This window comes from Moraxella nonliquefaciens, assembly GCF_001679005.1.
Classification (GTDB): domain Bacteria; phylum Pseudomonadota; class Gammaproteobacteria; order Pseudomonadales; family Moraxellaceae; genus Moraxella; species Moraxella nonliquefaciens.
In genome coordinates this window covers 1-15,941 of sequence record NZ_LXTW01000004.1, presented here as the reverse complement: position 1 = coordinate 15,941, position 15,941 = coordinate 1, and the positions used below count along the sequence as shown (strand labels likewise).

14 protein-coding genes and 1 pseudogene are annotated in these 15,941 nt (G+C 43.9%); 7 read left to right on the top strand and 8 right to left on the bottom strand.

Annotated elements, in window-relative coordinates:
* Positions 1-89: 89 nt before the first annotated feature.
* On the bottom strand, positions 90-788 hold the full coding sequence (locus A7456_RS10865; protein ID WP_082995416.1) for a hypothetical protein: 699 nt from the start codon (positions 786-788) through the stop codon (positions 90-92).
* A gap of 230 nt (positions 789-1,018) precedes the next feature.
* Here A7456_RS10865 and argA point away from each other — a divergent pair, with 230 nt between their 5' ends.
* On the top strand, positions 1,019-2,323 hold the full coding sequence (argA, locus tag A7456_RS02870; RefSeq protein WP_067007498.1) for an amino-acid N-acetyltransferase: 1,305 nt from the start codon (positions 1,019-1,021) through the stop codon (positions 2,321-2,323).
* A 56-nt stretch (positions 2,324-2,379) separates the two neighbouring features.
* The gene (locus tag A7456_RS02865) at positions 2,380-2,889 is read left to right on the top strand and encodes a hypothetical protein (protein ID WP_067007444.1); all 510 of its coding nucleotides are present in this window, start codon (positions 2,380-2,382) and stop codon (positions 2,887-2,889) included.
* Between the two features lie 92 nt (positions 2,890-2,981).
* Here A7456_RS02865 and A7456_RS02860 read toward each other — a convergent pair whose 3' ends face one another.
* A complete protein-coding gene (locus tag A7456_RS02860) occupies positions 2,982-3,416 on the bottom strand; it encodes a YbaN family protein (protein WP_066885129.1) in 435 nt (144 codons plus the stop codon).
* Positions 3,417-3,620: 204 nt separating this feature from the next.
* Here A7456_RS02860 and A7456_RS02855 point away from each other — a divergent pair, with 204 nt between their 5' ends.
* Both A7456_RS02855 and A7456_RS02850 read left to right on the top strand, forming a co-directional pair.
* Complete coding sequence (locus A7456_RS02855; RefSeq protein WP_067007441.1) at positions 3,621-4,193, top strand: biliverdin-producing heme oxygenase; 573 nt, start codon at positions 3,621-3,623, stop codon at positions 4,191-4,193.
* A 90-nt stretch (positions 4,194-4,283) separates the two neighbouring features.
* Positions 4,284-6,164 carry a YadA-like family protein gene (locus A7456_RS02850; RefSeq protein ID WP_082995415.1) on the top strand — a complete coding sequence of 627 codons (1,881 nt, stop codon included), beginning with the start codon at positions 4,284-4,286 and terminating at the stop codon, positions 6,162-6,164.
* A gap of 191 nt (positions 6,165-6,355) precedes the next feature.
* Here A7456_RS02850 and pnp read toward each other — a convergent pair whose 3' ends face one another.
* The 5 genes from pnp to A7456_RS02825 form a co-directional block, all read right to left on the bottom strand.
* Positions 6,356-8,446, bottom strand: a complete 2,091-nt coding sequence (gene pnp, locus A7456_RS02845) for a polyribonucleotide nucleotidyltransferase (protein WP_066885147.1) — start codon at positions 8,444-8,446, stop codon at positions 6,356-6,358.
* Between the two features lie 231 nt (positions 8,447-8,677).
* Positions 8,678-8,947, bottom strand: a complete 270-nt coding sequence (gene rpsO / locus A7456_RS02840; RefSeq protein WP_066885188.1) for a 30S ribosomal protein S15 — start codon at positions 8,945-8,947, stop codon at positions 8,678-8,680.
* Positions 8,948-9,127: 180 nt separating this feature from the next.
* Positions 9,128-9,754 (bottom strand): opacity family porin, encoded by a 627-nt coding sequence (locus A7456_RS02835; protein WP_067007438.1) that lies wholly within the window; start codon positions 9,752-9,754, stop codon positions 9,128-9,130.
* A 367-nt stretch (positions 9,755-10,121) separates the two neighbouring features.
* Positions 10,122-11,048, bottom strand: coding sequence for a tRNA pseudouridine(55) synthase TruB (gene truB, locus A7456_RS02830; protein ID WP_067007435.1), 927 nt, complete (start codon positions 11,046-11,048; stop codon positions 10,122-10,124).
* Complete coding sequence (locus A7456_RS02825; protein WP_067007432.1) at positions 11,045-11,458, bottom strand: ribosome-binding factor A; 414 nt, start codon at positions 11,456-11,458, stop codon at positions 11,045-11,047. Before A7456_RS02825 ends, truB begins: the two co-directional genes overlap by 4 nt.
* A 442-nt stretch (positions 11,459-11,900) precedes the next feature.
* Here A7456_RS02825 and A7456_RS02820 point away from each other — a divergent pair, with 442 nt between their 5' ends.
* The 3 genes and pseudogenes from A7456_RS02820 to A7456_RS02810 all read left to right on the top strand — a co-directional run.
* A complete protein-coding gene (locus A7456_RS02820) occupies positions 11,901-12,749 on the top strand; it encodes a DUF2382 domain-containing protein (protein WP_066885160.1) in 849 nt (282 codons plus the stop codon).
* Positions 12,750-13,022: 273 nt separating this feature from the next.
* Positions 13,023-13,499 carry a YsnF/AvaK domain-containing protein gene (locus A7456_RS02815; protein ID WP_067007429.1) on the top strand — a complete coding sequence of 159 codons (477 nt, stop codon included), beginning with the start codon at positions 13,023-13,025 and terminating at the stop codon, positions 13,497-13,499.
* A gap of 199 nt (positions 13,500-13,698) precedes the next feature.
* Positions 13,699-14,916, top strand: a pseudogene (locus A7456_RS02810) (lytic murein transglycosylase); the annotation flags it as partial.
* A gap of 249 nt (positions 14,917-15,165) precedes the next feature.
* Here the strand turns inward: A7456_RS02810 and A7456_RS02805 are convergent.
* Positions 15,166-15,941, bottom strand: a 776-nt coding sequence (locus tag A7456_RS02805; protein ID WP_067007426.1) for an NAD-dependent epimerase/dehydratase family protein, incomplete at its 5' end; no start/stop codon positions are given.

The following is a 15,941-nucleotide window of genomic DNA, read 5'->3' as shown; positions in this document are numbered from 1 at the left end:
TTAAATAATTGGTGTTAATTGCTTTTGTGTGATATAACAAAGCAATTAACATAAAACAAAAATGACGACTCAAAGCCGTCATTTTTGTTTTATTTTAGCTTAGCACGATATTTGACAACACTTGTACCGCCAATACCAATGTCCTCCAATGTCCATCTTAGGGCTTTATAGTCAGACAAGGGCAATTCTTGAACTTGTCCACCAATATTAGCACGAATCGGTGAACGAATAAAACGGCTGCCATCAATGGTTGCATGGGGGAATTTGGGATGAATGCCACCAACCAACACCAAACCATCAGCGATGCTTAGGGTAACCTCCATTGAACGCACACGCTCTGGGCTGTTGTTGGTGAATAGACCTTGATACTCTAAGGTATCGCCTGATTTGACAGTAGTGTCAGCATTGATGGGCGTGAGCGTCTCTTGACCGTTGATATTTTGCACGACAAACGCATTAACCACGCTCCAAATGCCTGCTGATGAGCCTTGTTGGGGGGTTTGGGGGGGACTGACCGTCATGGGCGTAACGGTAGGAGTGGGGCTTTGACCCAGTGGATTTTGGATGGAGATACTTTGTGGAGCGACTGCTGCCATTTTGCCTGTCATTGAGACATTTGATTTGGCTTGGGGGTTGGCGGTATAACTAACCTCGCCTGCATCCGATTGCTTTGAGGTCAGATTTGGGGTCTCGGTCGGCGTTGGTAACATGGCATGGGCAGACATGGCAACCGACAAGGCAGTCAAGGACAAAATGGCAACACCACCACGTAATGATTGAATGGTCATAAGCACTCCTTTTATACAATACAAATAATACAAATAAACACCACCTATGATAACATGAAAAGCTGTTACATGCGTTAAGCGTGCGTTTATTTATAGTAACTTTTAGCACTTGATGAAACAGAGAGTGATTTTTAGAAAAAGATGAATGAAGATGAATATGAATAATGATAATTTGGCAAGTTTTGTCTGATTTTATGATAAAATTCATCAAAATACCATCGCAGCATGCCATGACCCATTCTCATACCACCAAAAGCCCCATTCACTGGTTTCGCCACTCTTTGCCCTACATTAACACCCATAGGGGCAAGAGTTTTGTTGTCATGATAAGCAGTGAAGCACTCGCCCATGACAACTTTGCCACGTTGGTGCAAGATTTGGCACTGCTACACAGTCTTGGCATTCGCTTGGTGTTGGTACACGGAGCAAGAGTACAAATAAATGATGCACTATCACAGGCAGGACTCTCCGATGACGCACCATTTTATCATGGCGTGCGTGTTACTCCCCCCGCCATTATGCCCACCATTTTGGCAGTGGTCGGAGGGCTTAGCCTAAAAATACAAGGTGAGTTCTCCAAAGGGCTTGCCAACACCCCTTTATTTGGGGCAAAAATCAGCACAATCACAGGTAACTTTGTCAGTGCCAAACCCTTTGGCGTGCGTTGTGGCGTGGATTTTATGCAAACAGGTGAAGTTCGCCGTATTGACACCAAGGCCATCAAGCACAGCCTTGATAATCATCACATCGTCATCATCAACTCCATCGGTTTTTCTGTTACCGGAGATTTGTTTAACCTTGATGCGATGAGTGTCGCCACGCATGTCGCTGTATCACTTGTGGCGGACAAGCTCATCATCTTAGACAAAAGCCTAACCGACACACACGGCACACTCATCAAAGAGATGACCACCGAAAAAGCCCAACAACTCATCCCAACATCCAAACTTACCCCCACACTCACGCATGCCATTCACGCCTGCAAGCATGGCGTGGGACGTGTGCAACTCATCAACTTTGACAAAGATGACGCCTTGCTTGGCGAGTTGTTTACCACAGACGGTCATGGCACGATGATAAGCCAAAACGATTACGACCACATCAGACAAGCAACCGCCCTTGACATCATTGGCATCATGGCAATCATCCAGCCCCTAGAAGAGCAAGGCATTTTGGTTGCTCGCAGTCGTGAACGCCTAGAAGAGACGATAGATGAATTTAGCGTCATGGAGCGAGATGGCAAAATCATCGGCTGTATCGCCATACATGAGTTAGATGAGAGCAGTGTAGAGATTGCCAGTGTTGCCATGCACGATGATTATCGCAGTGGTGAACGTGGAACGAAACTGCTGATATTTGCCGAACAATATGCCAAACGCATGGGCAAATCATACCTATTTGCCCTAACCACACGCACCTTACACTGGTTTATTAAGCATGGGTTTAGTGAAACCCATCCGCATGACCTGCCCCAAAAACGCTTTAAACAATGGAAAAATGGACGCAATTCCAAGGTACTGATTAAACGGATTTAACTTTATCATACATTTGTAAATCACGTACCAAATCACGCTTAATGCTAAGGATTATCATGAAATACACCCCCCTACTTATCATCATGCTCGCCCTGTGTGCCTGCGACAAAACCGCTACCGAAGCGAACATTCCAACTGGCGAACTTAGCACGTCCGACCCATCCGCCCCATCCGATATAGAACCGCTCACCGATGCTGATGGTAAAATCACCCTAGATAAGACCCACATTTTGACCGACACGCCCAAAGCAGATACGAAAACCTACAACTACCCCATCGCCTTAGACAGCATGGCAGTCAAAAACTACGCCAAAGCGTACAATATCACGGACAAACAAGCCCAACACAGCATGGTCATCGCCATGGCAAGCCCTGAGGTACTAAGCAAAATCCTAGACCAACTAAGAGATGGTAAGTACATCACTCATCAGCTCACCGATGGGGCGGACATGATGCTTATCATCACGACCACACCCGATGTCATGGCAGATAAGTTTGATTATGTATTTGAAGATGAATTTGGGCAGGGTTTGGTGTTACCAGTGATGATACAGCCCAAAGCATGATATGAGATGATGATAAAAAAGCAAATTAAAGCAAATCAGTCAAAGCAAATGAACAAATAATGAACAAATAAGGACAAGCGGTGATTCATATCCTAAGCATCAGGCAAGCGATACATCCAAATCGCCGTTACCAGACAAATCCCACTGCTAAGCACCGCTACCCACAGTTTATCATCAGGCAGTCGCCAAAACAAAAACACACTGGACATCGTCATCATACCCCACGCCAAATACTTAGCAAAGCGGGGTATGGCACGCCGCTCCTCCCAGTCGGAGAGCATCTTACCAAATAACTTATGCCCCATCAGATAGCCATGAAATCGCCGAGAGCTTCTCGCCCAACAGTAACCTGCCAACAAAATAAATACCGTGGTTGGCACGCCGGGCAATATCACCCCCAAAATCCCAAGCCCCACAAAAACAAAACCCATGATAAAAAACACCCAACGCAACAGGGGATTAACATGCAAATCATGTTTGGGTGGTTGGGGTGATGAAATGGGGTTGGGGTCGGTATGGTGAGACATAATAATATAACAATCAAGGCGGACACAAAATCCACAATTAGCAAGACAACCCTAGGGCGATACAGCATAGCACAAATAAATCACGTTTGTAAATATATTTAAGCATATTTTCAAATATAAATGGTTACCATTTTTCTTATTTACAAATTGATTAAAATGAGTTATTTTATAGCCCTCCGATATACTTTTCCACGCAGGTGATTTATGAGCGAACTTACCCTAACCGAAGCTCTAAAAGAGCATTCACGCACGACCCATGATAGCGTGGATAACCTTGTCATGAGCATGCAGCCTTTTGCCAGTCATGACAATTACCGCAAATTTTTACAAGCCCAGTATGAGTTTCACAGTACTGCCAATCCCATCTACCACAACGACAAATTAAAAAGCCAAATTGACGGCTTGGAAGAGCTTGCCCGCCTTGACCGTGTCAAATCTGACATGAAAGACTTAGAAGTCGCCCCATTTGACAAAGACATAAAGACCCCAACCTTTACCGACAGTGAAGCCATCGGTTGGCTGTATTGTGTGGAGGGTTCAAACGTGGGAGCGGCGATTTTATACAAAGAAGCAGGCAAAATTGACCTGTCCGATGAATTCGGTGCGTCTCATCTGGCAGCCCATGCAGACGGACGTATGCCTCATTGGCGTGCCACCAAAGCCAAAATCAATGCCCTGCCTTTAAGTGATGATGATAAACAATCTGCCATGAAAGGTGCTGATGATGCCTTTGCTTACTTTAAGAGAGTGGTGCGTAAGATTTATGATGTAGCATAATCACACAGTCTACCATATTACAGTATGATATAACATAGTTAAAAACCGCTCAGATTATTTGGCAGTTTGTTGGTCATTGGGACGTTGAGCATGGCAACGACAGCATCTGCACAACAAACAGGCAACACAGCCAATAAAACCACAGGCACAAACTCAACCGTCGGTGGTGGTGATTACAACGAAGCCACAGGCGCAGACTCAACCGTCGGTGGTGGCAATTCAAACAAAGCCACAGGCGCAAACTCAACCATCGGTGGTGGCGATGGAAACCAAGCCACAGGCGCAGACTCAACCATCGCAGGCGGTTATCTCAACCAAGCCGCAGGCGAACACTCAACCATCGCAGGCGGTTATCTCAACCAAGCCGCAGGCGTAATCTCAACCGTCAGTGGTGGTCGGTACAACCAAGCCGCAGACTATGGCTCAACCGTCGGTGGTGGCGGTTTCAACCAAGCCACAGGCGAAGACTCAACCATCGGTGGTGGTTTTAATAACCAAGCCACAGGCTTAAGCTCAACCGTCGGTGGTGGCAGTTCTAACCAAGCCACAGGCAGACGCTCAACCATCGGTGGTGGCAGTTTCAACAAAGCCACAGGCGAAAAATCAACCATCGGTGGTGGCGATGGAAACAAAGCCACAGGCAATTACTCAACCATCGGTGGTGGCTATGAAAACCAAGCCAAAGGTGCAGGTTCATTTGCAGCAGGTATAGAAAACCAAGCCAATACCGAAAACGCCGTCGCTGTCGGTAAGAAAAACATCATCGATGGCGATAACTCAGTAGCCATCGGCTCTAATAACACCGTTGAAAATGACAAAAAAGATGTCTTTATTCTCGGCTCTAACACAAAAAATGCACAAAGTGGCTCAGTACTGCTAGGTAACAATACCTCTGGTAAAGCAGCAACCACTGTTAATAATGCCACAGTGGGTAATTTGAACCTAACAGGATTTGCAGGCACATCAAAAGCTGAAAACGGTGTAGTTTCTGTGGGTAGTGAAGGCGGTGAGCGTCAAATCGTTAATGTTGGTGCAGGCAAGATCAGTGCCACCTCAACAGATGCCGTCAACGGCTCACAGCTACATGCTTTGGCTACAGCCATCAATGAAAAGCTAAGCGGTAATATAAACACAAAGACAAATAATACAAACACAAAGACAGCAGAGAGTTTGGAGAAAGCTGTTAGTCAAAATCAAGATGACATTGCCAAAAACCAAGCAGATATTGCCAAGAATATTGACAATATCCAAAATCTAAAAGCAGAGACACTTGGCAACCGTGCAGATGTTCAAGAGCTTAAACGCAAGCAAGAAAATGACATCAAAGATGTTGTTGGTATGCAAAACGCAATCGCTGAACAAGCTGATCAAAATACAGCTGACATCGCCGCCAACAAAGCGGATGCTGATGCTAAGTTTAAAGGTGTGCAAACAGACATTGCAAATAACAAAACCACACTTGCCCAGCACGCCAATCAAATCAATGAGAACAAACAAGCCATTGAAGCAAAATTGGGTGGTAAGGTAGATGTGCAAAAATTGGCAGAGTTAAAAACAAACGTTGATAAAAACAAAGCCGATGCTGATGCTAAGTTTACAGCAACAGAAGTTGCCATCGCCAAAAATACACAATCCATCACCACTTTGGATAGCAAAGTTAATACCTTTGATGGTCGCATCAGCGCCTTAGATGCCAAGGTGAATGGTTTTGATGGTCGTATTAATGCCTTGGATGATAAATTTAAAAATGGCATGGCTGCCCAAGCTGCCCTAAACGGTCTTTTCCAGCCTTATAGTGTCGGTAAAGTCAGCATCTCAGCAGCCATCGGTGGTTATGGTTCAAAATCTGCCATTGCCATTGGTGCAGGCTACCGTGTTAATCCGCAGTTGGCATTTAAAGGCGGTACTGCCATTAACATGGGTGGCAGCAGAAAAGGTTCTTATAACATCGGTGTAAACTATGAGTTCTGATTGTCAAATCATCTCCGTTGTTTGTGTTCATTCATGACAAATCAAACAGCACCAAAAAGCAGTCCTACATGGACTGCTTTTTTATGATGCTTGATTTATTATGCTCTATCATGAAAAACCGCCCCACTAAGAGCGGAGCGGTCATCAACAACAGTTTAATACAATGTGTGGTGCAAATGATTGCGTATAAATTACTGCTCAATGCCTTTCATGGTCAGTTTCATACGCCCACGATTGTCAATGTCTTGAACCTGAACTTTGACAGTTTGACCCTCTTTTAGATAATCACCCACATTCTCCACACGCTCATCAGAGATTTGGCTGATGTGCACTAAGCCGTCTGTACCTGGTAAAATGGTAACAAATGCCCCAAATTCCACGATACGAGCAACCGTTCCTGTGTAGATTGCACCTACCTCCACCTCGGCGGTAATCGCCTCAATCTTAGCGATGGCAGCACGGGTAGATGCCTTAGACTCGCCAAAGATACGAATCGTACCATTATCATCAATGTCCACAGTCGCCCCTGTCTCTTCGGTCAAGGCACGAATGGTTGCCCCGCCCTTGCCAATCACATCACGGATTTTTTCAGGGTTGATATTGATGGTAGCATAATTGGGTGCGTACGCATTAATCTCAGTGCGAGAGGCTGCGATGACCTCATTCATGGCATTTAGGATATGAATACGCCCTGCGTGTGCTTGTTTTAGAGCTTGTTCCATGATATCGGCGGTAATGCCTTCAATTTTAATATCCATTTGTAGGGCGGTGATGCCATTTAGTGAACCTGCCACCTTAAAATCCATATCCCCCAAATGGTCTTCATCACCCAAAATGTCCGACAGCACAGCAAAACGCTCGCCCTCTTTTACCAATCCCATGGCGATACCTGCAACAGGGGCTTTTAGTGGCACGCCTGCATCCATGAGTGACAGCGAAGCACCGCACACAGAAGCCATGGATGACGAACCATTTGACTCGGTGATGTCCGAGACCACACGAATGGTATAAGGGAAACGCTCCGCCTTAGGCAATACCGCCTGCACACCACGACGTGCCAAACGACCATGACCAATCTCACGGCGTTTTGGCCCTCCCTCACGACCTGTCTCACCCACCGAATAATGTGGGAAATTATAGTGTAGCATAAAGTGGTCTTGCTTAGTACCTGACAGCGTATCTACAAGATTCACATCACGACTGGTACCCAACGTTGTGGTTACAAGGGCTTGGGTCTCACCACGGGTAAACAGTGCAGAGCCATGCGTATAAGGCAAAACGCCCACTTGGATATCAAGTGCTCGCACAGTTTCCAAATCACGTCCATCAATACGGGGCTTGCCTGATAGGATATTATCACGCACGGTGCGGTATTTTAGGGTTTCAAACAGCTCTTTGATTTGAGCGGCTTTGTCAGCATAGTCTTCTGCACTCTCATCGCCCGCCAGTGCCAAAGCCTCTACGGCAAGTTCATCCAGACGTGCATAGCGGTCTTGCTTGACGGTGATGGTGTAGGCTTCACTGACCTTAGCGGTAAATTGCTCTTTTAGCTCGGCATTTAGCTCCTCATTGATGGCAGGGGCGACAAATTCGGCTTTGGCATTGCCAACAGCTTGGGCAAAGGCATTGATGTTGTCAATGACAATCTGCTGTTGGGCATGTCCATATAGCACCGCACCCAACATTTGATCTTCGGAGAGTTCATCTGCTTCTGACTCAACCATCAGCACCGCTGACTTGGTGCCTGCCACAACCAGGTCAAGTGAGCTGTCTTTTAGCTGGGCAAGGGTTGGATTTAGGACATATTCATTTGCGATAAAACCCACACGAGCCGCTCCAATAGGGCCATTAAATGGGGCAGCAGAGATGGCAAGTGCTGCGGATGTACCAATCATCGCTGCAATGTCAGCATCTTGGGTTTTGCCCGATGAGATGACGGTTGCCGTTACCTGAATTTCGTTAAAGTAGCCCTCTGGAAACAGCGGACGAATTGGGCGGTCAATCAGACGAGAAGTCAAGGTTTCAAATTCTGATGCTCGTCCCTCACGCTTGCCATAACCGCCTGGGATTTTTCCCGAAGCGTACATTTTTTCTTGGTAGTTTACGGTTAATGGGAAAAAGTTTTGCCCTGCCACAGCCTCTGGGCGTACCACAACTGCCACAAGCACCGACACATCGCCCATATGCACAAGCACGCTGTTGGCTTGGCGAGCGACACGCCCTGTTTCTAGGATGACTTGTTGATTGCCATATTGAAATTCTTGACGAATGATATTAAACATAGATTTTCCTTTTAATTCACTTATTTTATTGATGAGATGATTTAAAGCCCTAAGAGATGTTTTTGGCTGGATTTTTCATACCCTAATAACATGCTCACTACTTTAAAAAACATCTCTTAGAGTTCTAAACTCAATCTCATCAATCATGATCAATAAGTTAAAACTTAAAACAACAAAAACGGCACACAAATGCACGCCGTTTTTGACAAAATTAGACAGCCTAACTTGATATTAACGACGCAGTCCAAGTTCACCGATGAGAGCGGTGTAGCGGTTTAGGTCTTTACCTTTTAGGTAGTCTAGCAACTTACGGCGTTGGTTTACCATACGGATAAGCCCACGACGGCTGTGATGGTCGGCTTTGTGTGCTTTGAAGTGGTCTTGTAGGTCGTTGATACGAGCGGTCAGCAGAGCCACTTGCACCTCTGGGCTACCAGTGTCATTCTCACCACGTTTGAATTTGGCGATGATGTCTTCACGTTGTTGATTGGTTAGCATAATCAATCCTTAAAATACGCAATGCGAATAAATACAGGCAAACATTGCATTGCTAAGGTTTGCCTAAGCCCCATCCTTACAGATAAGGCAATATGACCGCCATTATAACATAAAAATCCTAAAATGGCATTAAAAATAAAATCCCCTGCGTGGAGAACAGGGGATTTTATTGGTCTTAAAAAATCAGAAGTTATAACGCAGACCGACCTTAGCACCGTATTGATTGACTTTGGCATAATCAAACTTACCTAAGTGGTGATATTCTACACCTGCATCTAATGCCATTTGTGGGTTAAAGGCATATTGCACACCTGCAAGCACACCTGCACCTACTTTGGTTTTTTTCACTGATGAATTATCAGTGATATCCGTCAACTGACCCGTTGCTGATATTGCAGTAGATACATCATGGTAATCGGCTTTTAGCTGATTAACACCAACTCGCACGCCTGCATAAGGGGTTAGCCCTGCCGTGGTGTTAAAATCATAAATGGCAGACAGACCCAATGACTGTGCTTTCATCGTACCCTTCCACTCTTCATAGCTAGCAGTGCCACGCTCGCCGTCTGAGCCATTTTCTTTGATTTTACCAAAGTTGGTGTAATCTGCTTGATAACGTACCGCCCCCATGTCTTTACCAACTGCAACAGTATAACCAGTGCCGTTGTCTTTGAGTTTTTTGCCATCTACTTTGGCTTCTAATTTTGATACGCCAACATTGCCCTGTATATACAGACCATCGGTGGAGATTTGAGCCATTGCCAGTGTTGAAGTGCTTGTCAATAGGGCTGCCAAAAGTAGCTTTTTCATAACCATTCCTTAAAAATACCAAATAAAATACAAAATAAAACCACCAAACTCTGCCCCACTCTCAACTTGATGCAAGTAATTAATACAGGTAATTAACTCATCAGGGGCAAATCATCATCCACGCCACAACTTAAAAAGCAACTACCGAATCATCGGTAAATCGCCATTTTAAGTTGAGAATTGGAGAAAAACTTTACAAAACTACATAAAGTATCCATATATTACCCCCCCCCCTGCGTTTTTTGCAAGTATTATTTGTTATTTTTAGATGAAATGTATAAAAATCAAGACGGGATGAAAACACGCTGCATCAATATCTCAATCTCATCTACACACAAAAACAAGGAATTTTAAACAAGGAATTTTGTCAATAGCACTGCACCACTTTGATGGGCTGCAATCGTCCACTCATCGCCACTTGCCCCAATCCGACAAAATCATCATCATGATAGAGCCGAATTTGTATGGCATCATCACCAAAGTTCACATCATCAAGGCAGTCTTTGACGTTTAATCGTTGTCCCATTTTAATGCGTGCCGTCTCATCCATTGTCAGTCTCAACATGGGCAAATGACCAAGCATCACATCTGTGGGCAAAAGTCTGCCCAAGCGTTCATCCAAAGATAAATCCGCCAAATCATCAAGGCTTATCGCATCTGCCACGTCAAATCCGCCCGTACTGGTGCGGTGCAAAGCGGTCAAATGCCCCACCGTGCCAAGACGCTCGGCTACCGTCTCGCCCAGCACTCGCACATAAGTGCCTTTGGAGCAGATGACATCAAGGGTGATTTCATCATTGCTTAATTTATTTAAAGCCAAATGATGAATGACAATGGGGCGTGGCTGTCGCTCTATCTCAATACCCTCTCGGGCGTATTCATAGAGCTTCTTACCGTCTTTTTTTAGGGCAGAATACATCGGTGGCGTTTGCATTTGTTTACCCATTAGGCTAACTGCCAGTTTATCAAGTTCACTTTGTTCAAAAACTGGCACGTCTTTTTGAGCGATGATTTGCCCCTCTTTATCGCCCGTATCGGTCTTCTCACCCAGCTTAATGATGGCAGTATAGCCTTTGTCAGCATCTAGCCCAAAACTACTAAATTTGGTGGCATCTCCAAAACAAATCGGTAAAATCCCTGTTGCCATAGGGTCAAGCGTGCCAGTATGACCTGCTTTTTTGCTGTCAAATTTGGGCGACATGAATAGGCGTTTGGCTTGGGTTAAGGCAGCATACGAACTGATACCGTTTGGCTTATCTAAGAGTAGCACCCCAGAGACAATCTGCTTTGTCATTGGTTGTTATCCACCTCATCAACGTTACTTTTGTCCGTTTTGTCCGTTTTTTGCATGGCTTCATTGACCAAATTCATCATACGATTACCATGAGCGGTAACCTCATCATAATGAAAACGCAAACGTGGCGTGGTGCGAGTCTTCATGGTCGCCGACAGTTCAGTACGCAAAAAACCTGCGGCATTTTTTAAGACAGTCAAGCTCTCACGATGAGCATCAATATTCATACCCCCATCTTGGGATGGCTCTAAAATGGTTACATAAACATCAGCATAACCCAAATCAGGGCTAACCTTAACCTCAGAGATGGTTACAAACCCTGTCAGGCGTGGGTCATTAATCTCATCACGTATGAGCACAGACAGCGTACGTTGAATTTGATCGGCTAGGCGTTGTAAACGTTGACTCATGATATTTCTCTCTTTACTTTATTTACTTTCTTTGTTTTTGGCTTTGCTTTTTGGGGTTTTGATTTATTTTGATTTGGGCTTTAACCATAACTGTGGCGGTTAGTATAGCTGATTTTTGTGGTTTTGGCGATTTTTAATAGATACTTGCCTAAAAAAATGGAGAAATTGCCTATCTTCACACAAAAGCAATCATCATTTTTATCAATATTGGATAAAAATTACCAAAAAACAACATAATATAACATAATATCTCATATCTTACATGAAACTAATAATATTTACATTTAATAAACCAAATACATGTGAAAAACCCCTATTTTTTACCAACTTCTCCTACTTTTCGTTCTAAAATCTCCCTACAATACATTCATCAAGTCAAGGCTTGCTTTTTTAAATCCCCTTTGCCATCAGGCACAGATAAACATTATTTTAGGAGAAACATATGAGTCGTTTGGTTCGTTTACAAGACATTGAAGCCACTGAGCGTGAAGTATTGGGTACAGACTACTACAATCCAGCAGGAAAGACCGCTTATGGCATTGGCGAAGAGAAAATCGGCAAGGTTGAAGATGTACTCGTAGAGGTAGAAACAGGACGAGTGCGTTATCTTATCGTTGATGTGGGTGGTTGGTTCAGCTCAAAAGAAGTGCTTATCCCAGCTGGTCTGTCTCGCATTGTCGGTGATGATGTGTACTTTGATAGCCTAACCAAAGATCAAGCAGAAGTGATGGAAGCTTATGACCGTGATTATGTTTACAACTATCAAGAGCAATACGCCAAAGACCGTGAACATTTCACCGCTGAAACACTGCCTGCTGAAAGCCGTGTTGAGCTGACCGACAACCATTACACTGCACCCAACACCTTGGAGCTACTAGAAGAGCGTCTGTCTGTCAATAAAGACCGTATCATCTCAGGTGTGGCAAGTATCGCCAAACGTGTGGTGAGTGAAGAGAAGCGTGTTGAAGTTGAGTTAGAAGAAGAGCGTGCTCACATTGAACGTACTGCCGTAAACCGCCCAACTGACCGCCGTATCGGTGATGATGCAGGTGCTGCCACCATTAGCGTTGAACTAGAAGCAGAGCGTGCTAATGTCAGCAAAGATACTTTTGTTACCGAAGAGGTAACACTGGGCAAGACCACTGGAACTCGCACCGAGACCATTTTGGAGACCATCCAACGTGAAGAGTTAAACGTGGACGACTTGGGCAACGTGGTTGACCGTGAAGGTAACGTAGTTAACCATGAAGGCATTACCGCCGATGAAGTTCGCCGTGCTCGTGGTCTATAATCCATCCACATCAAAAAGTCAGGGCAATGCTCTGGCTTTTTGAATTTTGGGGTTATTATTTACCATCTGATGATGACCATTTTTTTAAATAATCATGCTAAAATACCACATTCATTCACCCAAAACCATTCACCACCTAACTTAAATAAGCGTATGATGAATGACATTTGGTATTGTTTGGTGTTGTTTGATGAAAATTATTTTAAAACATAAATAACGCCTAATATTTAAATCAATATTTAAAATTTGTTGAAAATTAAGGACAATTAACCCATGTCAAACCCCCAATCCACACATGATGAGATGACCACACTTAATAATTCTCAAACCTTAGAACTGCTTGCTGAACGTTTGGTTGTTGATACCCAAAAAGTACAATCAGGCAAGGTAATTCTTGAAAAAGTTATTCGTACCAAAACAGTTAATATTCCTGTTGAACTGACCGAAGAGTATCTAAGCATTCAAATTGTTAATGACAATTTAATGGATTTGGCAGATGCGGTCATGCTAGATGATGCCAGACCTGCTACCGTGTTGGTGAATGATACACCCATCAGTGAACCTATGGAAATTTTAATCAGTAAAGAGGTGGTCAAGGTTAGCAAAGAAACCCACGTTGCCGAAGAGATAAGCCTGCATAAATACAGCCAAAATATCAGTAAAACAGTGAGTGACACTGTACAACATGAAGAGCTTGTGGTTACAGGTGATGAGTTTTTGGATAAGTCTTCGGAGAATATTATTAAATAAAGTGTTAGAAACTCATACAAATGGCAGTATTTTCAGAACACAAATCATTTCATAAAAGTACAAATCATTTCATAAAAGATAGGTACATCCTAGTTACAAAAAAGCATTTTTATCATGGTAAAATGGGCTATGATAGATCATGCCATTTTAGTTTTAATATATTTTAACTTTCAAATATTGCCTTTACTGGATAACTCTCATGACTCATTTTAAATCTCTTGTATTTGGTATCATTGCCTTAACCACTAGCAGCATCTCTTATGCTAACGATTTACCCAATCTATCCCAAAGCCATTTTGATCAGTGCCTAAACACCCTAAGAAACAGCAATAACTTTCGTGGTTTAACAAGCACTTTTGACCGTCACAGACCCATCAGTCCCGACCCAACAGTGATTCGCTCACTCAACCATCAACCTGAATTTAAAAAAGACCCATGGGATTATCACGCATCACTGGTTGACAGTGAACGTGTGGCGGATGGTTTGCGTGCCAAACATGAGATGACAGACATATTAAGACGCATTGAAAACCGTTACGGAGTCAAAGCGGAACATGTTCTTGGCGTGTGGGGTGTTGAGAGTAATTTTGGTCAGACTCTTGGCAAAAAAGATTTGTTCACCAGCCTTGCTACGCTGTCTTGTTTTGACCGTCGCCAATCCTATTTCCGTGGTGAATATGCCAACGCTCTACGCATCGTCCAAAATGGCGACATTCGCCCACAGGACATGACAGGGTCATGGGCAGGGGCATTTGGTCAAACTCAATTCATGCCCAGCACCTTTTTGGAATTGGCAGTAGATTTTGACAATGACGGACGTAAAGACCTTGTCAATTCTAAGGCGGATGCTTTGGCAAGTACCGCCAACTTTCTTGCCAAAAAAGGCTATCGTCGTGGCGAGCCTTGGGGTTATGAAGTCAGACTAAATGGCTACTTAGGGTCAAGTGGCCGCACCAACAAAAAATCCATCAACCACTGGCAAAATATGGGCATTACCCTACCCGACGGTCGCCCCCTACCGAATAACATGGTATCAGCGGGGTTACTGCTGCCTGCTGGGCGACAAGGGCCGGCATTCTTGGTAGGCAAGAATTTTGATACGTTCTATTCTTATAATGCTTCTGAAAGTTATGCCCTTGCCATTGCTCATCTGTCCACTTTGATTGAAAATAACAGCACCAATGTGAATTTTTCAACCCCTTGGCCAACCGATGACCCTGGCATCAGTCGCCGTGAAGCCAAAGAAATTCAGCAAGCACTTATTAATAATGGTTATAATATTGGTAATGTTGATGGCATCATCGGCGATAATACTCGCATCGCCATCAAAGATTATCAGCGTAAAATGGGTGTGCCTGTTAATGGACGTGCAGGACAGAAATTTTATCGTCTCATCATGGCTAAAAATGGCAGTATCAACCCACAATCCATCAGTCGGTAATATCTGCAAAATAACCGAAACCTAACACTCTTGGAGGTCAGTTGGTCAATGCTCGTTTGGTGATATTTGTCATGGTAGTATCATTTATCGCTGTATAAATTCTGATGGGATAATAAATAATGTCCGCTAACAATCATTAATGACACATGATTATTAATGACACATGACCAAATAAAAAAGAGGGGGCAACATACCCCCTTTTTTACCCATCAATTCAACAAATAATCAATTCCCATAACCCATCTGATAGTTTTTAAAAATAAGCCAATCATCAACATTGCCCCGAATACGTTTACCTGTGGGTGTAGCATGAATAACCCTTGGTGGAAGACAGTCGTATTTTTGGCACAAAAAGCTCATCATTTTAAGACTGGTAACAGGCTCACAGTCACTCGCCAGATACACAGGCTTAGAAACAGACAGATTCAACACTTGACAAATCACGTTAACCAAATCATCACGATGAATGCGGTTGGTATAATGGGAGATTGGCACACCATTTATATGGGCAGTTTGAGCCATTAGTTTCATTCGTATGCTGCCGCCGTGATAAATGCCAGATGGTCTAATCACCACACACCTCTCACCAAAAGCACGCTGTAACACTTGCTCAGCTTGTAACAGTACATCAGCTGTGTCTGTGATGGGGCATGCCATCGTATCAATATCTATCCACTCACCCCCACTCTCGCCATACACAGACGTAGAAGAAACAAATAATATGCGGTAAATATTAGGCAAATCAAGCCCTGCAATATGTTCACAAACTGCCAAATAACTCTCACGATAGGCTTTCACCCTATCATCCAACTCACGGTTTGGCGTGATAATAATGGCGACATGACTAAATAGAGAAAGCTCGTTTTGGGTAAGTGTCCTAGCATCCCTTTGCCAAAACTGTATGGGTTTATCATATTGTTTTGGCGTACGTGCCAGACCTGTAACATTATGCCCCAACTCGTTCAATCTCTGAGCGACTGCTTTACCAATAAAACCCTGTC